The 22,462-nt window shown below is 36.2% G+C and carries 18 protein-coding genes, 1 tRNA gene and 1 pseudogene; 2 read left to right on the top strand and 18 right to left on the bottom strand.

Translation table 11 applies throughout. From position 1 onward, the window contains the following. Positions 1–8: 8 nt before the first annotated feature. The 5 genes and pseudogenes from K2F26_RS15670 to K2F26_RS15650 form a co-directional block, all read right to left on the bottom strand. Positions 9–2,204 carry a type I restriction enzyme HsdR N-terminal domain-containing protein gene (locus tag K2F26_RS15670; protein WP_220608571.1) on the bottom strand — a complete coding sequence of 732 codons (2,196 nt, stop codon included), beginning with the start codon at positions 2,202–2,204 and terminating at the stop codon, positions 9–11. 19 nt (positions 2,205–2,223) lie between these two features. Beyond that, on the bottom strand, positions 2,224–2,628 hold the full coding sequence (locus K2F26_RS15665) for a type II toxin-antitoxin system VapC family toxin (protein WP_220608570.1): 405 nt from the start codon (positions 2,626–2,628) through the stop codon (positions 2,224–2,226). Next, a complete protein-coding gene (locus tag K2F26_RS15660; RefSeq protein ID WP_220608569.1) occupies positions 2,625–2,873 on the bottom strand; it encodes a hypothetical protein in 249 nt (82 codons plus the stop codon). The genes K2F26_RS15665 and K2F26_RS15660 overlap by 4 nt, the downstream gene beginning before the upstream one ends. A gap of 46 nt (positions 2,874–2,919) precedes the next feature. Continuing rightward, a pseudogene (locus tag K2F26_RS15655) lies at positions 2,920–3,141 on the bottom strand (type II toxin-antitoxin system HicB family antitoxin). 68 nt (positions 3,142–3,209) lie between these two features. After that, a complete protein-coding gene (locus K2F26_RS15650; protein ID WP_220611901.1) occupies positions 3,210–5,372 on the bottom strand; it encodes a DNA phosphorothioation-associated putative methyltransferase in 2,163 nt (720 codons plus the stop codon). Between the two features lie 1,198 nt (positions 5,373–6,570). Here K2F26_RS15650 and K2F26_RS15645 point away from each other — a divergent pair. Continuing rightward, positions 6,571–6,789 carry a hypothetical protein gene (locus K2F26_RS15645; RefSeq protein WP_220608568.1) on the top strand — a complete coding sequence of 73 codons (219 nt, stop codon included), beginning with the start codon at positions 6,571–6,573 and terminating at the stop codon, positions 6,787–6,789. Positions 6,790–6,858: 69 nt separating this feature from the next. Here the strand turns inward: K2F26_RS15645 and ribD are convergent, their stop codons facing one another. From ribD to K2F26_RS15625, 4 genes are all read right to left on the bottom strand, one after another. Continuing rightward, positions 6,859–7,968: a bifunctional diaminohydroxyphosphoribosylaminopyrimidine deaminase/5-amino-6-(5-phosphoribosylamino)uracil reductase RibD gene (ribD, locus tag K2F26_RS15640; protein WP_220608567.1), complete on the bottom strand. Its 1,110-nt coding sequence runs from the start codon at positions 7,966–7,968 to the stop codon at positions 6,859–6,861. Between the two features lie 273 nt (positions 7,969–8,241). Further along, complete coding sequence (gene mreD, locus K2F26_RS15635; RefSeq protein ID WP_220608566.1) at positions 8,242–8,880, bottom strand: rod shape-determining protein MreD; 639 nt, start codon at positions 8,878–8,880, stop codon at positions 8,242–8,244. A 159-nt stretch (positions 8,881–9,039) separates the two neighbouring features. Further along, entirely contained in the window at positions 9,040–9,819 is a 780-nt protein-coding gene (gene mreC, locus K2F26_RS15630; RefSeq protein ID WP_220608565.1) for a rod shape-determining protein MreC, read from the bottom strand. A 432-nt stretch (positions 9,820–10,251) separates the two neighbouring features. After that, positions 10,252–11,259 carry a rod shape-determining protein gene (locus K2F26_RS15625; RefSeq protein WP_220608564.1) on the bottom strand — a complete coding sequence of 336 codons (1,008 nt, stop codon included), beginning with the start codon at positions 11,257–11,259 and terminating at the stop codon, positions 10,252–10,254. A gap of 501 nt (positions 11,260–11,760) precedes the next feature. On the opposite strand from K2F26_RS15625, the gene K2F26_RS15620 reads away from it, so the two are divergent. Continuing rightward, complete coding sequence (locus K2F26_RS15620) at positions 11,761–12,123, top strand: single-stranded DNA-binding protein (RefSeq protein ID WP_220608563.1); 363 nt, start codon at positions 11,761–11,763, stop codon at positions 12,121–12,123. 192 nt (positions 12,124–12,315) lie between these two features. On the opposite strand, the gene K2F26_RS15615 is transcribed toward K2F26_RS15620, so the two are convergent. The 9 genes from K2F26_RS15615 to K2F26_RS15575 all read right to left on the bottom strand — a co-directional run bounded on the left by K2F26_RS15615 (position 12,316) and on the right by K2F26_RS15575 (position 22,224). Beyond that, positions 12,316–13,062 carry an SIMPL domain-containing protein gene (locus K2F26_RS15615; protein ID WP_220608562.1) on the bottom strand — a complete coding sequence of 249 codons (747 nt, stop codon included), beginning with the start codon at positions 13,060–13,062 and terminating at the stop codon, positions 12,316–12,318. Between the two features lie 159 nt (positions 13,063–13,221). Next, the gene (locus K2F26_RS15610) at positions 13,222–13,944 is read right to left on the bottom strand and encodes a M48 family metallopeptidase (protein WP_220608561.1); all 723 of its coding nucleotides are present in this window, start codon (positions 13,942–13,944) and stop codon (positions 13,222–13,224) included. 63 nt (positions 13,945–14,007) lie between these two features. Next, positions 14,008–17,052: a type I restriction endonuclease subunit R gene (locus K2F26_RS15605; RefSeq protein WP_220608560.1), complete on the bottom strand. Its 3,045-nt coding sequence runs from the start codon at positions 17,050–17,052 to the stop codon at positions 14,008–14,010. Between the two features lie 355 nt (positions 17,053–17,407). Beyond that, a complete protein-coding gene (locus tag K2F26_RS15600) occupies positions 17,408–18,232 on the bottom strand; it encodes an IS982 family transposase (protein ID WP_220608559.1) in 825 nt (274 codons plus the stop codon). Between the two features lie 41 nt (positions 18,233–18,273). Then, complete coding sequence (locus tag K2F26_RS15595) at positions 18,274–18,453, bottom strand: type I restriction-modification system subunit M N-terminal domain-containing protein (protein WP_246605379.1); 180 nt, start codon at positions 18,451–18,453, stop codon at positions 18,274–18,276. Between the two features lie 146 nt (positions 18,454–18,599). Next, a complete protein-coding gene (locus tag K2F26_RS15590; protein WP_220608558.1) occupies positions 18,600–19,232 on the bottom strand; it encodes a Uma2 family endonuclease in 633 nt (210 codons plus the stop codon). A 131-nt stretch (positions 19,233–19,363) separates the two neighbouring features. Continuing rightward, positions 19,364–19,436, bottom strand: a tRNA-Ala gene (locus K2F26_RS15585). A 16-nt stretch (positions 19,437–19,452) separates the two neighbouring features. Beyond that, positions 19,453–20,181: an HAD family hydrolase gene (locus tag K2F26_RS15580; protein ID WP_220608557.1), complete on the bottom strand. Its 729-nt coding sequence runs from the start codon at positions 20,179–20,181 to the stop codon at positions 19,453–19,455. Between the two features lie 318 nt (positions 20,182–20,499). Beyond that, a complete protein-coding gene (locus K2F26_RS15575; RefSeq protein WP_220608556.1) occupies positions 20,500–22,224 on the bottom strand; it encodes a cation:proton antiporter in 1,725 nt (574 codons plus the stop codon). Positions 22,225–22,462 lie beyond the last annotated feature (238 nt).

Raw genomic sequence — 22,462 nt, 5'->3', positions numbered from 1 at the left:
TTTACATCCTAGAATAAAGATAATTGTAATTCAGATTCAGATAGTTTACCCTGTTGTTTACCCGGACGATTAAACGGTATTACTAAAACAGCTTTCGGTTTTATATCATGTCTCTCAATTAATCCAGCAAAATATAACCATGAGAGTATTCTGCTAGTATAGTCTGATAGAGTTTTTTCTGTGATTGATTTTTCAAAATAAATCTCTTTTAACAAGTTTTCAAATTTCTTTCTATAAAATCTATATTCTGGTTTAAATTCTGGATGATTATTTAATTTTTTCACAATCAAATGTTCTTTTAAGTGAGCTTGTAAATAATTTGCAATTTCGTGATCATCCATTTTTAATACATCTTCCAATACAATAAAATTATCATTTTCAACATCGTATTCAATTTGAAATAGATAGCGAAGATCGCGGATAATATTTTCAATTGTTCCTTCATCAGAATCTGTTAATTTCTTGATTAAATCCTCTTTACTACGCACAGTTTTAAGCATACGAAATGCTTTTAAAGAAACAGATATACGACATTTGGGTATGTAAATCATACTAAAATCAGGAAATTGTACTTGGTGATCTAAAATAAATTCACGCAAAATAGGTGTTTTAACATCATAATTAAAGCCTGAACGTTTGACAAATCCCTTCTCTATTAATATTTTTATGTCTTTCTCATCACCTGCTAATGTATCATTATCTGCAAAAGTGGCTATTTTTTGTAAGCATTCAATCTGTGTTAGAGAAAGGGATTTAAAATCATCTATAAACATATCAGTGATCAATTTATTAATATGTTGATACTTTAAATAAGGTACTCTAAATTGAGAATCAGCCTGACAAAACTTAACAAACATTTTCCTTAATAACCAAGGAGAAGCATAGCATTTTTGTAGCAGCCATTCCTCAAATTTTTCTAATTCTTCTAATTCTTTTTTTGTAATTTTTCTTTTTTGATTTTTTAAATTACTTGTAAATAAGTTGATATATTTTTCAGCTTCTTTATGTGAAAATTCATTAATTTGAAATACTTCTCTTTTCTTTTTTAGAGTCGCCCATTTATGTGCTATCTGTTCATTAAGATATGATTCAACCCCTGTATTCCAAGAAAATCCTAATACAATGTTATATTTCTCAGCAGTTATTTTATTGATAAAAATTTCAAATGTTTTGTACACTAATTCATAGGATTTCTCAAATTTAGTTTGTTTTAGCAAATCGCCAAAATTATCAAAAAATATAATAAGAATCTTCTTACTGTCCTTGAGATTTTGTAGAATTTTCTGCATTGGTAATTGTTCAAAGAATAATCCATTTTCTTTAATGTCTATAGCATCAAATATATCTTCAGGCAACTCTATAAAGTTTTCCTCAATAGCTTTTTTTATAGCTGTTTTAATTACAATAGCTGCAAAAAGTTGTGTTTGTGTAACTGTAACATCAACTGCATAGAAAAAAATACTATCACTGTGATTCTTTTTACTTTCATCTTGCAACTTCAAAATTAGGGATGATTTACCTATATCATAATCACCTTCAAAGCCTACAAACCTAACAAAAGTTTTATTAGATTTGACCTTATCTATAAAATCCCAAAATTTTGTTATTATGCCTTCTCTACCAACAAAATCCCTTGGGTTGCATGGAAGTTTATCTATCTCAAAATTTTCTGCATAAATAATTGGTGAGATTATTTCTCCATCAATTTCTGATGAGGTATTATCTATTGAAGTATCAAAAGATTTGCCAGATAATTTAGCATTTATTTCATCCCATCTTTCTATAAGTTCATTTCTTTTGAAATGAAAAATTGGTATATTTGGTCTATCTTTAGACAAAAATAATGCAAACTCTTCACCATTGCATAAAGCATAAAAATCGACATTTATTGTCTTAATAGTTGCATAACGATGTGCTTGATTAATATATTTTTCATTCCAAACAGATTCCTTAGTTCTTTTAGCTTCTAAAATCCATTTCATTTCATTACCCACAGAAAGAACATAGTCTATCTTGATAGATTCTGTTTTATTTTCCAATCGGGCTTTTGATGGAAACTCGTAGTCAATATGGTATTTTGTTCCTGATTCATAGCCTAATTCTTGAAGTAGAGGAGTAATAAAAACTTCTCTAACCTCTTGTTCAGTATCACCAAGGCTTAAATCCTGAAGTTTTTTCAGACGTTCTAGTTGAGCATTATCCATAATTAAACATCTTTTTTAGTTAACGAATAAAATCAATTTGACAAATATTAAGAGGAACAACTGGCTCAAATTCTTTGCGGTCTGAAGTAACCAAAATTCCCTTTTCTTGATCAGCTAAAGTTAAAGCAAAACAATCAGCTAAAGAAATCCGCTTGATTGTAGCTTTATATTTACTCACTTGTCGCCAAAAATTAGCAGTCAAATCAAAGCGAGTTCTAACATGAATATCACTTAATTCTTTGATTAATTTTTCTGTTTCTGATTCTCCTATATCTCGATAAAAGTCATAGTAAACTTCACATAAATTAACAATATGAATCATGCTATTATTATCAGGATGACTGATTTTTTCTCTAACTAAGTCTGCACCCGTTTCATTACGGAAAAAAGCAATGACAGCACAAGCATCTAAAATAATATTCATTGGTTACGATCTTCCCAATCAATTTCAGCTTGTTTTTGTCTGGCAAAATCTTCACTACTGGTAGGTGCGTGAGCATATTTACCTTGTAATGAATTAATTAGTTGTTCTCTTTCTTGTTGAGAATTAATGTTTTTAAGTGGGGTTTCTTCAGAAATTTCTTGCATAATCAATAAAGCAATTCTTTCTTGTTCAGATTCAGGTAAAGTTTTAACCTTATTGATAGCTTCATCTAATAGTTGAACCATAATAAAAATCTCCTCTAATTTATTTAGATTATTTTAGATTATAACATCAAGACTCTATATCTTTGTTTTGAGGTTGCATTTGAGCAGGAATATCATAACTTTCAAGATATAATTCAATAGCTTCTTGAATATTGGCGATCGCCTCTTCAAAATTATCACCTTGAGAATGACAACCTTTCAAAAGAGGACAAAAAGCATGATATCCTCCCTTTTCTTACCTTTCGAGAATAACGGTGTAATTATAAACTTGTTTACTTTTATTACTCATAATTTAACTTCCTCATTCATCACTTTTTCATTATAAACCATCTTTTCAAACACACCCTAAAACCAGAACTAATTCCCATCACCATCTATCCCCACAACATCACCGTTTTCCACTACTTCCATTTCCTTTTCTCGCTCCTTCTTCCGATTATTCATCGCATTTTTAAACAACTTCAACTTATAAGGATCAGCATCCTTGCACCAATGTAATTTATATCCTTTAATCACAGTAAAATGTTCCTTTAAACATTTCTGCCATCCCGAAAGATGACTAATACTTTGCCAATCTTCTAACAGTCCTCTTTCCTCTTCCTGAAGCGTTAATTTTACCAATTTATCATATAATGGATAATCAGGAGTTACTAAAGTTTCTAATTGATGCAATAGCGGCGGATCATCATCAACATCATATTCTTTATATGTAACTTGTAAATCCCGTAAATCAACCTTCATTGATCTATATAATGTCGGGTGAGGTTCATGATCAAAATCAGGATAAAACAAATAGGAAATCTTTGGTGTTTGCAAGTGAAATTTAATCACATTTGCTTCTTCTAACCTACCAATAGTCCTACTAGCGCAACCTTCATATAATCGTAACAAAGGATCAAGTGCTTGTAATGCAGAAATATGAACCCATAAAGAATTAGGTAATTTTTTCCCAATTTTACTTTCCTGACAACGTTTAATAATTAACTCTGTATTTCCCACACTCCTTAACATTTGATCCGCATCTAAACACGCCTGTTTATAACTACTATATAATCCTAAAACATCCTCTTGAACTGATGGCGGTAGTTGTGATAATCTGGGACGATGACTAAATTTTGTTAATGCTAAATAAACCAATAAATCTTGACGACGTTTATCTGCAATTTCTTCCCATTCTTCTGAATCTGTCGCTTTAATAATCACTTGAAAAGCTCGTCTTAAACTACTAAAATGTTGACAAATTTCCTCTTCTTGCGCTAACTCTCCCTTACCAGGTATTCTACCCCGTTCCGTCATAAAATCCATTAACGGTGTTAACAATTCTCGATGTTCTTCAAACTTTTGAATACAAGCTCTAACTTTGGGAGTAGTAGCGCGAGAACGATAACGAGAAGCGCGAAATAACTCTGCTTCTGCTTGATCTCTAAAAACAAAATAAACTCCCAACGCGATGGGAATACTATCAACTCCCAAAACCTGATCAATGTAAACTTTTAATTCTTCTTGTTCATAATATTTCTGAAATGTGTTACGCCTAGTAACTACCCCATCACCATAAGCCATCACACCTTTTTGAGAGTCAGATATTAACACCTGAGCAGATACCAACAGAACTTTTTGTGTCAGTTCCCAAGCTTTTATTAACGCTTCCCTACGCTCACTTTGATCTTCAATCACATTAATCACAAAACCAATATTGACAACATCCGCAGGTATGCGGGGAGCGTCTGGTAAATAATAAGGGTCCCAAGCATTGCTGACATAACCTTGATCTGCGATGCGCTGCATATCTCCACCATGTCCACAACCATAATCAAAAAATGTGGTTTCTGGACAAAACAAACCAGCATCTAAAGCTAAACGCAAAGGTCGAGAAAAATCATGACGAATAATAGCTGCTTTATGTCTTTCTATTTTCGGTATTAAATTATCTGTATTAACATGATCTTGTTTTTTAACTAAAGTATGTCCCTGTATTTCTACTCCGTATCTTTTTAACTTTTCTTCCCAACCTAACCGAGTACCAATACCCCTAGTATTATTGAGTAAACCTAAAGTTTCTTGAGCGCGAGTTAAAGCTGCAAACTCTTCATAACTAGGATAGTCAGGAGTAACAAAAGTCTCCTTTCGATGGAGAATAGGAGGATTATTTGTATCTGTATAATCTCTGAAAGTACCAGTCAAAATTTTTACATCAACTTGAATACTAGAATGTAAAGCCGGATGAGCATCGGTATCAAAATCAGGATAAAATAAGTAAGAAACCTTTGGTTTATTAGTGCTAAATTTAACAATTGTTGCCAGTTCCGCTTGGGGTGCAACACTGCGAGCTAAACTTTCATACTGCTGAAGTTGGATATCCAGGGTATGCAGTGCGGAAAGGTGAATGTAAAAAGCATCTGGGAGAAGTTTGCCATATTTACTGTTATAGCAACAAGCAGCGATGGTGCTAAATTCTATCTGCTTGGATGTTTGGCAAAGTTCTTTAAAGGTGTTCAAGTTGTTCTCAGGCTTAACCATTGCACTCATTAGCAGAAAACTGCCAGTCATTCGATTTTAGATTTTAGATTTTAGATTTTGGATTGATTATCCAGAAGTTTAAGTAGGGTTTGCTGAATAACCGTAAAACCCAGATAGAACAAAGGTTAGAGGCTGATAAAGAGGAAAAAAGTGCAAGGATTTTCAAGGGTATACCTGAAAAAGTGTGCATTTTTTGGGATTTCGAGAGATAGCAAAGAAATTTTCCAACCTTCTCCTGACTCCTGTACGGGCGAAGCATTCGGGCGATAAATTATCAATTTTTATCACAGGTTATTTTCCGAATGCTTCGCCCCTACTTCGCCCCTACGACTCCTGACTCCTATTCCCTCACAAAAGGACTTTATCAGCAACCCCTAAGTAGGCTTTTGACAATCCAGAAATTATGAAAATCATTAACCCAGTTTTGATAGTAATTCTCGCATAATAAATTATGATTTTGTCTTTTTTGTCAATAATAAGATTTATTATTCACCAAGTGAGTCTGAACTGAGATTAATGTCACAATAAATAAATATAGCTAGATTTGTATTGTTGTTTAAGCATTCAGTTGTCAGCTATCAGCAGTCAGAAAAATGCTAAAAACGCGAATTTTATCAGCCATCTGTCCACTTATAGGTAAAAGCTGATTACTGATAGCTGAAGACTTATATTTTTGTCATTTTTAGATTTGACCATTTATGTAAAGTTACTGGTGTTTATGGCTGTATTTCACACTAACTTGATCAAGTTAAGTGGCAATTTACAGTAGTTTCACTATAGTAAATTGGGACTGACTCAGCTTAATATTGACAATATAGTTGATGTCATCAAGAAGGCAGGAGGCAGGAGTTAGTTTTGTTACGGGGATTTATACACCGCTGCACAAACTTTGGGCAAAGTCCGGTTTTAGACCCAGTTGTTTTAATAACTTTTGTTTCAATTGGACAATCAACAACTATAATCTAGAATTTAGATACGGTAATATTTGATGAGTAATAGCTATAAAGCTTATCCAAAGTTAGGTAAACTATTGTAAACTTAATTTTTGATAATTAATATTTTTTAAACTTTATCAAGATATAAATCAGTTTGTTAAGCCTTTAATAATAGTTATCTCAACTTGTACATTTATTCATTCAGCTAATATCGAAATTGTGTAATCTGGAAACAACTAAGCTAATGGTTAAATAGAGGTCTAATGACTCCTACAATTATGCGACAGCTTTGGTCTATAGTTGAAGCTGCTCAAACAGTAACACTTTTGCAGTTGGACGATGCCAGCTTGGTACAGTGGTTAGTCAAACAAACCACAAAACAAGCATTGTTGAATCCCGATGAAACTGATTTTCTTTGTGACTACATCCGCGCTCGGCTAAGTCTTATCCGTGATCTTGCTTATGAACGTCAACAGTCATAGAGAACAGGGAACAGGGAACAGGGACAATTAATCAACTTGTGCCTCTTACCTCTTGCCTCTTGCCTTCCTCTACTGACTTTTTTGTGGTAAATAACCTTCAACTAAACAGTCAGAACCGACGACACGCCAATTAACTCTTTCTAGGGGTATAGCTTCAGTCATAGAAGTAAAACCTAAATCACCTACGGGTGTGGGAGCATGACTACCACCAATGATTTTAGGAGCGATAAAAGCCAGAATTTTTTGGACTGCATTTTGAGCGATCGCACTTGCAGCTAAAGTTCCTCCGCATTCCCATAACACGCTGCAAAAACCGCGCTCATATAGATAAGCCATAACATGATCTGGAGTGAGCAAGGAAAATTCCACCACTTCCACACCTTTGTTAAGCAACATCTTTTGAAAATCTGGGGAACTGCCCACTGCTGTTAACACCAAAGTAGGAGCTTCCGCCACTTCCCACAGACGGGCATTTTCTGGCAAATTCAAACTGCGACTCATCACCACCCGCAAAGGATTATGTCCTTCTTGCTGACGAGTTGTTAAATAAGGATTATCCTGTCTAACGGTATTACCACCAACAATGACAGCATCACAAGCTGCCCTGAGTTGATGTACTTCGCTGCGGGCATCGGGATTTGAGATCCAAGCACTATGACCAGAATCAGTAGCAATTTTGCCATCCAGGGTCATAGCATATTTCAAAATGCCTAAAGGACGTTTGTAGAGAATGCGATGGATAAAACCTTCATTTAGTTTTTGACAAGCTTCTTCTTCGACCCCTACGACTACTTCTATTCCCGCATCACGTAAACGAGCAATACCACCTCCGGCTACCAAAGGGTTAGGATCGACCATACCCACAACTACCTTAGATACACCAGCTTTGATTAAGCCTTTAGAACAAGGGGGAGTGCGGCCGTAGTGGTTACAGGGTTCGAGACTGACATAAATTGTAGCGCCACGAGCTTTTTCTCCTGCGGCTCGGAGGGCAAAAACTTCGGCATGAGGTTCACCTGCACGGGGATGAAAACCTTCCCCGACAATTTCCCCATCTTTGACAACCACAGCCCCCACCAATGGATTTGGTGAAGTGCGTCCCAAAGCACGCCGGGCTAATTGCAAACACCGTTGCATCATCAGGGAATCAAATTCACTACTTACCATATTTGAGGACATTGTGACTGGGGACTAGGAAAAAATTTTAGATTTTAGATTTTAGATTGGAGTTAACAAAAACAATCCAAAATCCAAAATCCAATTCACTACTTACCATATTTGAGGACATTGTGACTGGGGACTGGGGAAGAGGTGATTGGTGACTGGTGACTGGGGACTGGGAAAAAATTTTAGATTTTAGATTTTAGATTTTAGATTGGAGTTAACAAAAACAATCCAAAATCCAAAATCCAAAATCCAAAATAAAAAAACTCCTGCCTCCTGTTCCCTGTTTTATGAATTATGAATTAATTTCATTTTTTGCCACCAACGATTGAGAGGGTAATAAAGCACAGGAGCCCATAGACTACTAAGAATAGCAGAAGCTAAGGCCACACGTTGGTAATATATCCAGATGTCTTCCGCTTTGCGGAAACATTCTGCACCACAGTTACCACCCATGAAAGAAAATTGCAATGCCAAAATAGTATTTAAGACTACCGCCATGCCAAAGACAATTAAAGCAATAGAAATAAAGTCTTCTTGAATAAAACGTTGCTTTTGAATTAGGCTGGTCAGCATTCCTACAATTCCTAAACTGATGGCATGGGAAGGGTTAGGCGCTGTCAAAGCATCTTGTAGTAAACCTAAAATGATACCTGCCAATGCACCTGCAAGCATAGAGCGTTTCACACTCCAAGCTACTACCCAAATTAGTAACCAGTTAGGTCCAATACCCAATAATTCCATGCCTGGGAATCGGGTTGGCAACATCAGTAAACATAACAGCACAGAGCCAGATGTCACTGTCCAATCCATGACTTGACGTAGCCAGGGATGCCAATCTGTTAGTTGGGGAATTAAGGATTTGGATTTGCGGACTGGCTTTCTTGCTTTATTGCTTGTGCTGCCAGGAAATCCAGGAATTTTCATGGTTTTGCTAAATTTTCAAGGTGATTGGTAATTGGTAATTGGTAATTGGTAATTGGTAATTGGTAATTGGTAATTGGTAATTGGTAATTGGGTTATAAATCTTCCCCTGCCTCCCCTGCCCAGTCACCAGTCACCAATCACCTCTTCCTCAGTCACCTCTTAGTTTGGTTTTTCTAAATGTAGGTTTTCTGGACCTGGATATACTGTTACCCAATCTAAATAGCGTATTGGTGGGAATAATTCAACTTTGGCTACTGAGGTGGGGAGTTTCTTTAAATCTAAAGATTTGATTCTGCCTACTGGTACACCAGCGGGAAATTTCTGACTGTAAGTAGAGGTAGAAACTAAATCTCCAACTTTGACATTGGGGACTTTTTCATAAAACTCTAGCACTCCTTCGCCGGAAGAATCACCTCGTAAAACTCCTTTAGCAGATGTACGGCTAATGGTGACTCCTACTTGACTTTTCAGATCGCTAACTAATAATACTCGGCTAGTATTGGGAGTGACACTTTCTACTAAACCGATTAGGCCACCTTCGGCTTGGACAATAAAGCCTTCTTGAATTCCTGCTTTTGTGCCACTATTTAAAGTTACTTGCTGCCACCAATGGTCTGCACTGCGGCCTATTACCCTGGCTACTATTGGGCGGTTTGCAAGTGGTTCTTTCTCTACGTATCCCAATAAACTTTGTAGTTTTTGATTTTGGCTTTCTAGCTCTACTATCCGGGTTTGCAATTCTAATAACTTGGCTTCACGGAGACGATCTTCAGGAGTTATCCTGGGCTGCAACGTCTTTAATGGAGTGGCAATACCTTGATATATCTCCATCACTAGCGACCCTTGAGTATGTCGTAGTGTCCAAGCACTACCAAAGACTAGTGCTAAAAAACCGATTTGTAATCCCTTATTTTCCCACCAACGGCGTGCCGTAAACATTTATGCCTGTTTATATTTGATAAGTGATTGACATAGAGCAGAATTAAGAAGTGAGGAGTCCTAGGGGCGACGTAGGGGCGACGTAGGGGCGAAGCATTCGGAAAATAACCTGTGATAAAAATTGACAATTGATTGCCCGAATGCTGATGCTTCCAGCACGCTTCGCGAACGCCCTTACAGGAGTCAGGAGTCAGGGGTAAAACTGGCGAATGTGCATAGGTTTCAATTGAGATTTTGTACCCTATGACGAACGCCACGCTACGCTATCGGCTGACGCTCACGCCGAAGCCTCATTGTTCTGCAATCTGCTGTATAGCAGATAGGAGTTTTAAAAGCTGACTGCTGAGTGCTGACTGCTGACTGCTATATTAAAATAATGGTGGCTATATTATTTTATAGCTACAGAATCCATTATCTTGTTTTCGCTTTTGGCTACATATTGCGAGATCGTCCGCTGAATACCCGTTCTAGCTGCTTGAAGTTTTCTAGCACACGACCTGTACCCAATACAACACAACTTAAAGGATCTGCTGCAATATGAGTGACTATACCTGTTTCATGACTAATTAAGGTATCTATCCCTTTAAGTAATGCGCCACCACCTGCTAACATAATTCCTCTGTCAATAATATCTGCTGCTAGTTCTGGGGGGGTGCGTTCTAGTGTACGTTTGACAGCTTCTATAATTACTGATAATGGTTCTAACATACTTTCTCGAATTTCTTGACCTTTGATGGTGACTGTTCTTGGCAGTCCAGAAAGCAGGTGTAAACCCCGGACTTCCATGATCGCATCGTGATCATCGTCGGTAGGATAGGCAGAACCAATGCGAATTTTGATGTCTTCTGCTGTTCTTTCACCAATTACCAGGTTATGAACTTTTTTCATATACTGAATAATTGAGTCTGTTAATTCATCTCCAGCAATACGTACTGATTCGCTGATTACTGTTCCTTGTAAACTGAGTACAGCTACTTCTGTTGTTCCTCCTCCAATATCAATGATCATGTTACCTGTGGGTTGCTCTACTGGTAAACCAGCACCAATGGCTGCTGCTACTGGTTCATCAATTAAGTATACTTCTCTAGCTCCGGCTTGAGCAGCTGCATCCATGACTGCTCGTCTTTCTACTCCTGTCACGCCGCTGGGTATACCAATGACTATCCGTGGTAAAATCAGGGACTTACCTTCATTTACTCGCTGGATAAAACTTTTTAGCATCAGTTCGGCCGTCTCAAAATCAGCAATGACACCATCACGCAAAGGGCGGACTGCTATTACATTACCCGGTGTCCGACCGAGCATTTTTTTGGCTTCTTCTCCTACTGCCAGTGCTATTTTTTCATTTTGATCAATGGCAACTACTGACGGTTCTTGTAGTACAATTCCTTTACCAGATACATAAACTAGGGTGTTGGCTGTACCGAGGTCGATACCCATATCCCATGATGAGCGAAAGTTCCGAAAAAGACCCACGCGTATCTATGCCCCCTATATGCGCTAAGAATTTGATGATAAGTGTGAGATTTAATTTTCCTGGATTTTATGATCTTTCGTTGCCTGACTCCAGTAAATCAGACTATTTTTTTCTATAATTTTTGTCAATGTTGATGGCTGTTGCAGTCATCTTGTTTTCTCTCTTCTCAAGTCCCTAAGTATAACCGTATAATTTTGGCGATGATGACAAGTAATTTTTAAAGCATCTGGGAAAATTACAGCAGCTTTCAGCTATCAGCGGTCAGCTATCAGCTTGAAAATCCTTTTGGTGTAAGGTTTTGTGATCTAAATTTGTACCTCATTCACGTCGAAACTGCTGTAATATATTATGGTTAATTACTTAACATATTTTAAAGGTTTTTACAATTGGTTATTATAGGATCAAAAATCAATCAGTACAATCATACTTAAGTTGAACAATAATTTAAGACTAAGGTAAGACCGATGAGCATTAATGTTGTCACTCTGGTTGGACGGGTAGGTGGCGATCCGAATATCAGGTATTTTGAGTCGGGAAAGGTTAAATGTGAGTTAACTTTAGCGGTTAATAGAAAAACTCGCAATAGTGATCAACCGGACTGGTTTAATTTGGAACTGTGGGGCAAAACTGCGGAAATAGCAGGTAATTATGTGCGTAAAGGCAGTTTAATTGGGGTTAAAGGTTCTTTGAAATTTGATAGTTGGAGCGATCGCCAAACAGGTGTTAACCGTTCCAAACCTGTGATTCAAGTAGAACAGTTAGACTTACTCGGTTCTAAGCGTGATGCTGAGGGTGCTATGGGCGATATGTCTCCAGATAATTTTTAGTTGTTTTGGGGACTGGGGACAGAAAAAGGCAAAAGGCAAAAGGCAAAAGGCAAGAGTTTATTCTTACCAATTACCAATTACCCATTACCAATTACCCATTACCAATTACCCATTACCAATTACCCATTACCAATTACCAATTACCAATTACCAATTACCAATTACCCATTACCAATTACCAATTACCCATGACTAATAACTAATTTGCAAAGTAACAGATGCTTGTACTTCTTGTTCTCCGCCGACTATGGGGGTAGAAGCATCGGCGAAGTTTGCTTTAGCAATTTCAGCCCGTTGTAACATTGGTGGTGGGGGCGCACTTGCATTATTAATTTGAATACTAACTATTTCTTTTGGTTGAAAACCCAAGGTGTCAAGAACTGCATTAGCTTGTTCTTGGGCATCCTGGGTGGCTTTTTTTAATGCTTGTTTTTGGGCGTTGCTAATAGCTTCATCTGTGGCGATAAAACTAATACCATTAATTTGGGTTGCTCCGGTTTTTACCGTTTCATCTAATAATGTACCGACTTTATCGGTGGGAAAGCGAAAACTCACGGTGTTGCTGGCAGCATAACCAGTAATTCTTTGGACGTTGTTGGTATAACTATAAACTGGGTTTAGCCGCACTCCTGTGGTTTCTAATTTCTCGACATTGCGGCTTTTAAGTAAGGCAACTACGGCGGATGACCTGCGGGCGGCTTCTTTTTGTACTTCTTGGGCGGTTTTTCCTTGCACTTCTACACCTAAACTAACTTGTGATAAGGTGGTAGCAATTCTTTCTAGTCCACTGCCGCTAACGGTTAAGGTGCGCCATAATTTGGCTTTTTCTTCGGCTGATGCTGGTAGGGTAAATATCATACATATTAATAAGGTGGAATAGAGTATTTTTCCCAGGTTCTTGATTGGCAGGGAAGATGCTGATAAAATCTTTCTAGACATAAAATGTACACTCCTCAAAAAAATCAATCAATTATCTACTGTCAACTTTTAACAGTTAACAGTTACTAAGATATGTGGGAGATTCAACCCCTATTGATAGTTTGGCATTGTCTAAATACAAGTTTGGGTTGGTTACGTTTTTGGTAACAAATTAGTTAGTTAGTTATTGTTATTCAATTCTTTTTTATATTCTCGCCACTTTGGCATAAATTGATCCATTAAAGCTTGAAATTTAGCGTTATGGGTGCGTTCTAACAGGTGGGTAATTTCATGCACTACTACATATTCTAAGCAATGAATAGGTTTTTTTGCGAGTTCTAAATTTAACCAAATGCGTTTAGCTTGTATATTGCAAGTTCCCCATTTTGTTTTCATGGCTTTTATTCCCCATTCGTTAATATTTACACCTATGATTTTTTCCCATTTAGCTATTAATGGGGGAATTTGTATTTTTAATTGTTGACGATACCAAGAATTTAAGACTTTTTGCCGTTGTTCTGTATTACTTCCTGGTTTAATATACAAATCAATATATGTATTATTTCTAATTTCTATTTGTGCATTTCCAGGTTTTTCAATCACGTTTAATATATAGATTTTACCTTGAAAATAATGATTTTCTCCTGATGAATATGCTATTTTTGCTGGTGTGTTTTGGGTTTGATAATTAGATTGATTATTATATTGAAACTTAATTTGATGTTTTTTTATCCATGCTAATTTTTCAATGACAAATAATCGCAGAGATTCATCATTAATATGTAAAGGTGTGGCAATTCTTACCCTTCCATCGGGGGGATAAACGGCCAAATGTAGATTTTTTATGTCTTTTCTGACGACATCTATGGTTAATTCTCCGATGGTTATTTGATAAGTTTGCATAGTTTTTAAAGGAGTCAGGAGTCAGGAGTCAGGAGAATAAATAATTACCAATTACCAATTACCTTAATATTCACTTTGCTGTTTTATTATCTCAAATATACTTTCTAAATCTTCCGGTTTGATATATTTCTTAATGGCGTTTTTAATTAACTTCTCTTTCATTTTATTTTCTCTCCAACTATCTTGTTTACTATTCCTCACTGCTGCATCTATATCTAACGCTAATTGTTCATTTTGCTCTAAATTATCATATAATGATCTTTTAGCAGGTGTGTCTAAACTTTCAGGATATGCTGATGATGTACTCGGTTGGTGAATTTGTTTAGCTAAGGCGACTATTTTCTGTAGGTATTCTTGATATGCTGCGGTTTCGTTTTGACGGGTTGCTATTAATTCATTTAACAAAGTTGACATTTTCTCAAAGTATTTGGGGTTGGTGGGTTCTTGTTCTATAATTAATTTCCGCAGGTTGTTTTCTATGGTTTCTGCAACAGCGGTTTGATTATTTCTAATTCCTGGAGGTAAGCTATTAACTGCACTCACTCCATTATTAACTATTAATTCCACCAATGTCAAATTTTCAAAGTTGGCTAAAATTTGACTTTCTGCTGCACCAATATAACTATCTATCAGGTGACGCATATCATTTTGATAGACTTTAAAATCTATTTTATCACCACTTGCCAATTTAATTTCTTCTGAGACAATTTGATAATGTTTTACTTCTTGTTGAATTTCAAATATTTCTCTGGTTGTGTATCCTGCGGTTTCTAGTTCGTTGGCGATATTGGCGTATTTTCTCACTAAAGCAGCTACACTTTTATATAATACTAATCTTCTGGGTTCGGTGGTTTGTAAATCTTCTGGGTTTTGGGTATTACCACAAAAATATTTAATATAATCTGGTGTATGATAAGGCGGGTTTACGGATTCACAAAGGGCTTTTAGGGCTTGTCTGGCGGTTTCGAGGTCGTTTTTGCCTTTTTCTAATCTATCGGTTAATAAGCCGTTTATATCATCCTGATCATATTCGCTAAATGCTTCTGATGTGTAATCAGAAACTGATTTTTCTAAGTTTTTAAATAGGTCTTTATAATCTATAATATAACCATATTCTTTGTCGGGGGTATGTAAACGGTTGACTCGACAAACTGCTTGAAATAAATCATGATCTCGCATTGATTTATCTATATATAAATAAGTTGCGGGGGGTGCATCAAAACCAGTTAACAGTTTATTGACGACTATTAATAATTTCATCTTTTCAGGATGGTGAATAAAGTCATTTTTTACTTGGGTTTCAAATTTATCTGGTTTTTGTCCGTTGAGCATTTTTTGATAGATTTCATATTGATGAATTTTCTCGGTTTTTCCTTCACCGGTGGTTTCTCCTTTGATGCTTTGCAGTGAACCATCATAAGATGTAATTATGGCGCATTTGGTAAAACCGGCATTTTGGAAGATTTCATAATATTTACAAGCTTGGTAAATATCTCCAGCTACTAAAATGGCGTTACCTTTACCATTTTGTAATCGGTCTTTTGTGCTAAAATCAAATATGATATCTTTGACTATTATCTCTAGTCGAGATTTGGAACTGAGGAGTTTTTGCATTGTTCCCCAGCGTTTTTTGAGTTCTGCTTTTGCGGTTTCTGTTAATTGTTTGGTTTTAATTTCAAACCATTGGTCAATTTTGCTTTGGGAGGTGATATACTGTTCTACATTGCGAGCTTCATAACGTAAATCTAAAACTACTTGATCTGCTACTGCTTCGTTAAATTTATAGGTGTGAATATAGTTACCAAAAACTTCGATGCTTTTTTGTTTGTCTTGTTTTAATAATGGTGTTCCCGTAAAACCGATAAATAAAGCATCGGGTAATATTTGTTTCATTGCTTTATGTAATTTGCCGGACTGGGTGCGGTGACATTCATCAACAAATACATAAAATTCTCCCTGGGGTTGGAAGTTTTGGGGGAGGTGGCGTTTTAGTTGTTTGATAAATTCTTGGTAGTCTTTGGATTCGTCGTTACTGCTATTTTTCCCGAATTTATGAATTAAGGAACATATTAATGAATATTTGGTATTTTGTAATTGGGTAATGAGATCCTGACTGCTTTGGGTGCGGTAGATGTTTTCGTTGACACCTAAAAATATACTTTCTATTTGTGCGTCTAGTTCTTCGCGGTCGGTAATGATTAATACTCTGGCATTGGGGTCGTATTCTCTGATCCATTTGGTTAACCAGACCATTGTTAGGCTTTTTCCGCTGCCTTGGGTGTGCCAGATAATACCACCTTCTCGACGTTTGATATATTCTTGGGCGGATTTTATACCTAAGTATTGATGAGAACGGCAGATTTTTTTAATACCTCCATCAAATAAGGTGAAGTCGTGGATAATTTCTAAAAAGCGTTGTTTTTCGCATAGTTGTATTATGTGTTTGTCTAAGATGTTTGTAATTTCGCTGTGGGTGTCTTCTTTCCAGGTGAGGTAATATTTTTCTGGGGTTTCTATTGTGCCGTAGCGTAGTCCTTGGCTGTCGTTACCTGCCATGACTAGCTGTATGGTATTAAAAAAGGATTTAATAAATATTGATTTTTGATTATCTAAGTTTTGGCGTATTGCTTCGGAAACTGGTACGGTACTACGTTTTAGTTCCAGCACTGCTAAAGCGATACCGTTAATGTATAAAACTATATCTGGTCGTTTGGTGTTTTCGCCTTTGATGCTGACTTCTTCGGCGATATAAAAGCTGTTTTTTAAGGGTTCTTCCCAGTTGATCAGGTAAATGGTTTGTGTGTTTTCCCCTGCTTCGGGTTTGATTTTGATACCATAACGCAGCAAGGTGTATATTTCTTTGTTGATGTTGTAGAGGTTTTGGGTTTTGTTGTTGGTGTGTTTTGTTAGTTCGTGAAGTGCTTTGTTGATGAGTTCTGGGGGGTATTTTTGAATGTCTCGTAAAAATGCGGTGAGTAAGTCGGTTTCTATGTTGCTGTTGTTTGCGCGGTTGTACCAGTTTCCTATGTATTCATAACCTAGTTTTTGGGTGAGTAGTGCGATGACTCGGTTCTGGGTTTCCCGTTCTGGTTGTCCGACTTTGTTCATGGTTTTTACTGTTTATTTTTTAGTATATTATTTCTCACGCAAAGGCGCAAAGTCGCAAAGGTTTAAGAGCGCAAAGAGGGGTTTTGGTAGTGAGTATTGTAATCTGGTTTGATTTCTTATGTTATAATTAAGGTCATTTACTAATTAACCCAAGTTGCTAGTTATGAGGAAGAGCGATAGCTACGCTGCACTTCGTGAACGCTAGGGTGAAGTTTGGGAAATAAATGGGTCAATAAAGTAATAACCCAAGTAGCCGGTAGAGATTCAAATGGAAAGAAAGTCATCAAAAATTGACTCCTGGAATGCAGAAGCGACGGTCAGTAATAATGAAATTACAAGTATGAATAGTAACTGATTAGATAAATGCTTCTTGCAGAGTGAACGCAAAAATAAATGCCTGAACTTTCAGTAAAAACCCTTGATAGGTGACAGCATGAATGGATTTGGGAAAATCACTTGTAATTGAACTAAATACGGTTTCAATATAATGACGAGTATGTTGTTTTATATATTGAATCCAAGGAGGATCTGGACGTTTAGATTTTTGTTTCCGCATCACTTTCAAACTAATTTGACTCGTGTGTTCTAGGTCATCTTCAATCGTGTAATCTGTGTAAGCTGCATCGCCATAAATTTCGCTCCCTGGGGGTAAATTTAGGGGTAAGGCATTTAACCCACGTACATCATTGGCACTCCCAGGTAAAAATACAAATTCCACAGGAATTCCCGTTTTAGTTGTTAATAATTGGACTCGCACACCATAGAAGTATCTTTTTTTCGATGCAATGTAACCCCGGTACTTTTCTGACTCAATTAACTTGACATTAAAAATGCGGATGTTATCACACATAGGTACTGGAAATGAGTCTAAAAGATACTCAATATCATCACTAATTTCTTTCAGTATCATTCCCATTTGATGAAATAAATCGTTCATTAACATAAAAACTCCGTGCAATCTCCTGTTAAATCGTGATTTATCTAACATATTTGGAATCAAACCATGTTCTTTCATGTAAGTACAAGCCTTACTATGGTTGCCATTAAAGAACATCGCTGCACATACAGCAGTTGTGATAATTTCTGCATCACTCATGACTCTACGACTATCTTCATCATGTCCAATCGCTTTCAACAAGTCATCCGTGATAGCATAGATGGCAATTATTTCATTTAACATACTCCCCTCCTTTTTTTCTGACTGGAGGGGATTTTATTACTTTATTCACCCACTGCCTTCACAAAGTACAGCCTTAGCGATCGCTCTTCCCCATAACTAGCAACTTGGGTAAATAATAAAACTAGGACATAGTTTTTATATTGGGAAGCATCCATCCCTCCCCGCAGTTCATCGCAACTTTTCCATAAAGAACTGTAAAGTTCACTTTTTTTGATTGCCATTTTGTGTATCCTGGAGATGCCCGATTTAAAGAATTTTTAGGAATTATGTTTTAATGGTTGTATTCATTATATAGTATTAATAATTGATTTGTAAAGTTAAAAATTAGATTTACCCTTATTAATGGTGGTTAGGGGGGATCTGAATTTTACAATATCCTCTGATTATTAACCCAATTTTTAACAGCTTTTCTAATTGCCCTTCTACCTTCGTTTCTATGTTCTTCTATCAATTTTGGTAATTCTCTAATTGGTAAACCAGGAAAAACTAAACTTGTTTCTGATTCTATATATTCACCATTTTCTAAGAGATAAATCTTCAATTTTTCAGCATCATAACACCAAATTTCTGGTACTCCCAAGCGGGCATAAATAGGAAAACGATTTAAAGATTTACTGGTAATATCAATTTCTAAAGCTAAATCTGGAGGCGGATCTTGGGTTAAATCTAAATCTAATTTACCTCTAACTTTTGCTTCATTTTGTAGGTAAAAACAATTATCTGATTCTAAACCTGCTAGTCTGGTTTCACGCTTCCAAGTAGTTGAACCATAACTTTCATAATCTAAATCTAAAGTATCAGCAATATCTTTAACTAAATCACTAATTACTTCTTTATAATGTTCATGTTCTGGTAAAGGTGTCATAATTTCTAAAGTTCCGCTATCATAAGCTATGGTAGCAGCGCGAGATTGTCCTAAATTTTGTAAAATATTTTCAAATTGTTGCCAGCTAATATCATATAATACGACTCTATCAGCGCGATTTTTTACAGCTATCATATTTTTTCTCGCTCCTAAATTCTGGCAAGGCTATGATCACAAGTAGGAGTAAGATGCTCCTAATAGTTACAATACTAAGATTTTAAGTTGTTATGTGTGAAATTTGGCAAATTGAAATGCAGATGAATAAATGGAGAATAGGAGACTCGAACCCCTGACCTCTGCGGTGCGATCGCAGCACTCTACCAACTGAGCTAATTCCCCTTGATCATATCCTATTTTAACACTCGGTTTTGATATTGTTCACATCTTGCTGCAAAAAAATTTCCTGTACCCGTTCTAATTCCAACTCTGTCAAATAGTCAACTGTCCAGTTAGCTTGACGTTGTAACATATGAAATGGGTAAGTATTGGCAACTCCTACAACTTGCATCTGAGCGCGTTTTGCTGCTTGAATACCCGCCGGAGTGTCTTCAATAGCTAAACATTCCTGACTTTGCAAATTTAAATCTGGATATACTTGATTTAATTTTTCTACAGCCAGCAAATAACCTTCAGGTTGAGGTTTACTGGTAGTGATGTCATCACCTGCAACGATAACCGTAAAATATTCAATCAGGTTAGCACGTTCTAGCACCAGATGGATTTCTTGACGCAAAGCACCGCTAACTAAACCGAGTTTAAGGTTTTGCGATCGCACCTGAAAAATTAAATCTTCTATTCCCGAATACAAAGGCAATTTTTCCAGTTTTTCTAGTTCTTGTACATAAGCTTGGGCTTTACGTTGCAGCAACTCAAGTAAATACTCTTCTGTTACTACTCTACCACGATTTTTGAGCAAATCTTGAAAACAAGCGCGATCGCTCCTTCCCAAACAACCTTGACGCTCATGCAGCTTTTGCGGTTGCAAATTTTCCTGCACTAGAATTTCATCTATTAATTTTAAATGAATTGGCTCATCTTTGACAATGACACCATTAAAATCGAATAAAACCGCCTTTAAAGTCATGTAAACACGCCAGTCCCATAATAATTAAGATCCTCAACAATAATTATTATGTATTTTGGCGTACATGACCAGCCAAGATACCCGACTTCTGAAAAAATGAGATTATGCGGTTTTTTTCTGCTCAGAAGTTGACAGATAAAAATAAATGTAGTATAATTGTAATATACATAAAAATAGCAGTCATGGAAAACCAAGCAGACTTAGTAAAAGTGGTAGCAACACTGAAACAAGTTTTGTGTGTAAAAGGATAAGGAAATAGGGAACAGGGAACAGGGAACAGGTAGTAAAGTAATTTATGTTTATCCTGACTCCTGACTCCTATTCTTTATCTGGCCTCACACTTAAATATCTATCTTTGCGAATAGTATTGATCACAGTTTGAATGTAACTTTCTGCTGCTCCCAAAGTTTTTAATAAATGATTTCCTAACTCTAAAGCTGCTTCAAATTCAGGTTGTACAACTTCCTTCGCACCCATTTGGGTTAAAGTATCAATTTCCTTGTTATTATGTGAACGAGCAATGACATCTAAATGGGGTGCAATAGTCAAAGCATTTTTTAAAAGTAAACGGGTACTAGCAGCATCAGGAAGGGCGATCGCTAAAGCTTTGGCAGTGGCTAAATGTGCTTTTTCTAATACTAATTCTGAATCTGCATCACCAAAAATATAAGGTATTTGACGCATTCTTAATCTTTGTACAGATGCTTCGCTATTTTCAATAACTAAAACTGGATATCCTTCACTTTGTAAGATATTAACAACTACTTGCCCGACTCTACCATAACCTGCTACCACTACATGATCAGTCATTATTTCTGGCATAGATATGGTTTTGGGTGCAGAAAATCTTTGTAAAAACTGTGATAATAAGGGATGTTGATTTAAATTATCGGCAATAAAAGGAGCAACTTTGAGAGAGAATGGTGTAAGAATGAGAGTAATTGCTGTTGTTCCTAATAATAAAGAATAGGTTTGTTGAGATATCAATTCTAATTGCAACCCTACCAAAGCTAATACAAAAGAAAATTCACCAATTTGGTTAATTCCCAAACTGACTATAATTGCATTTTTGAGAGAGTAGCCAAACTTTAAAACAATTCCGAAAATAATTACTGCTTTACCTAGTAATACCAAAGCCACAAGTTCTAAAATTATAGCAAAATTACTGATCAGAATAGCCGGATCAATCAACATTCCAATAGAAGCAAAAAACAAACTAGCAAAAGTATCTCGCAAAGGTAAAATTTTCGCTAAAGCCTGGTCAGCATAATCAATTTCTGATATCATTAAACCAGCAACAAACGCCCCCATAGCAATAGAAAGACCCAAATTTGCAGTTATTACAGCAACTCCTAAACATAAAGCAATTACAACTAATAAAAATAACTCATTGCTTTCTGTCGCGGCAATATTACTTAACACACGAGGCACTACCCACCGACTAAATATAATTGCAATTACTACAAATATTGTAATTTTAACTAAAGCCAAACCGAGAGCTACTGCAATATTTTCAGGTTGTTGTAAAGCTGGAATTATTGCCAACATCACACCCAAAGCTAAATCTTGAGCAATTAAAATTGCCAGCATAATTTGCCCATGTACTGTATTAACTTCACCCTTTTCTGTGAGAGTTTTTAATACTATTGCTGTGGAAGAAAGAGATAAAACTGCACCTAAAAAAATGCCTTTTGTAATGCTAGAAGCCCAACCTGTTAAGAGGGTAACTATTGTTACTAGAGCAATTGTTAAACCGATTTGTAATAAACTACCTTTAATAGCAATATCTTTAACTCGTTTGAGTTCTGCTAAAGAAAATTCTACACCCAGCGCAAATAGCAGAAAGGCAACTCCAATTTCTGCTAAAGATTTAATTTCATTAACATTACTTAATAACTTAAACCCAAAAGGTCCAATAGCAAAACCACTAACTAAATAACCCAGTATCACAGGTTGACGCAACTGATGGGCAAAAAATCCTCCTAAAGCAGTAGCGACTAACACTGTTGTGATATCCAAAATTAAACTATGTTCTGTTGGCATCTTTTTTTTGACTTTATTTTTTTGACTTTATCTGATATCCACTTTCAGATTAGCTTGAATTGATAACAGTAAACAGGTAAACAGATCCCCGAATTCTTGAAGAAGTCGGGGATCTATATCCAGGGATATATAGGACTCCTATTTGATTTTTGAACAGAACTCAGTACATACTGAAAGCCTTATTTCCTGTTCCCTGTTCCCTGTTCCCTGCCTCCACGAACAATTCATGAATCAAATC

The sequence above is a fragment of the Sphaerospermopsis torques-reginae ITEP-024 genome (genome assembly GCF_019598945.1).
GTDB lineage: Bacteria > Cyanobacteriota > Cyanobacteriia > Cyanobacteriales > Nostocaceae > Sphaerospermopsis.
The sequence above is the reverse complement of the archived record's forward strand: the minus strand, read 5'-3'. Positions and strand labels throughout refer to the sequence as shown.

What these genes read in the sequence shown, in the direction of transcription:
- K2F26_RS15605 (WP_220608560.1), bottom strand. Translation starts at nt 17,052, where the DNA reads ATGAACAAAGTCGGACAACCAGAACGGGAAACCCAGAACCGAGTCATC.
- K2F26_RS15620 (WP_220608563.1), top strand. Translation starts at nt 11,761, where the DNA reads ATGAGCATTAATGTTGTCACTCTGGTTGGACGGGTAGGTGGCGATCCG.
- mreC (WP_220608565.1), bottom strand. Translation starts at nt 9,819, where the DNA reads ATGTTTACGGCACGCCGTTGGTGGGAAAATAAGGGATTACAAATCGGT.
- K2F26_RS15665 (WP_220608570.1), bottom strand. Translation starts at nt 2,628, where the DNA reads ATGAATATTATTTTAGATGCTTGTGCTGTCATTGCTTTTTTCCGTAAT.
- K2F26_RS15575 (WP_220608556.1), bottom strand. Translation starts at nt 22,224, where the DNA reads ATGCCAACAGAACATAGTTTAATTTTGGATATCACAACAGTGTTAGTC.
- K2F26_RS15580 (WP_220608557.1), bottom strand. Translation starts at nt 20,181, where the DNA reads ATGACTTTAAAGGCGGTTTTATTCGATTTTAATGGTGTCATTGTCAAA.
- K2F26_RS15595 (WP_246605379.1), bottom strand. Translation starts at nt 18,453, where the DNA reads ATGGCAATCAAAAAAAGTGAACTTTACAGTTCTTTATGGAAAAGTTGC.
- K2F26_RS15615 (WP_220608562.1), bottom strand. Translation starts at nt 13,062, where the DNA reads ATGTCTAGAAAGATTTTATCAGCATCTTCCCTGCCAATCAAGAACCTG.
- mreD (WP_220608566.1), bottom strand. Translation starts at nt 8,880, where the DNA reads ATGAAAATTCCTGGATTTCCTGGCAGCACAAGCAATAAAGCAAGAAAG.
- K2F26_RS15650 (WP_220611901.1), bottom strand. Translation starts at nt 5,372, where the DNA reads ATGGTTAAGCCTGAGAACAACTTGAACACCTTTAAAGAACTTTGCCAA.
- K2F26_RS15645 (WP_220608568.1), top strand. Translation starts at nt 6,571, where the DNA reads ATGACTCCTACAATTATGCGACAGCTTTGGTCTATAGTTGAAGCTGCT.
- K2F26_RS15600 (WP_220608559.1), bottom strand. Translation starts at nt 18,232, where the DNA reads ATGTTAAATGAAATAATTGCCATCTATGCTATCACGGATGACTTGTTG.
- K2F26_RS15625 (WP_220608564.1), bottom strand. Translation starts at nt 11,259, where the DNA reads ATGGGTATCGACCTCGGTACAGCCAACACCCTAGTTTATGTATCTGGT.
- K2F26_RS15660 (WP_220608569.1), bottom strand. Translation starts at nt 2,873, where the DNA reads ATGGTTCAACTATTAGATGAAGCTATCAATAAGGTTAAAACTTTACCT.
- K2F26_RS15590 (WP_220608558.1), bottom strand. Translation starts at nt 19,232, where the DNA reads ATGATAGCTGTAAAAAATCGCGCTGATAGAGTCGTATTATATGATATT.
- ribD (WP_220608567.1), bottom strand. Translation starts at nt 7,968, where the DNA reads ATGTCCTCAAATATGGTAAGTAGTGAATTTGATTCCCTGATGATGCAA.
- K2F26_RS15610 (WP_220608561.1), bottom strand. Translation starts at nt 13,944, where the DNA reads ATGCAAACTTATCAAATAACCATCGGAGAATTAACCATAGATGTCGTC.
- K2F26_RS15670 (WP_220608571.1), bottom strand. Translation starts at nt 2,204, where the DNA reads ATGGATAATGCTCAACTAGAACGTCTGAAAAAACTTCAGGATTTAAGC.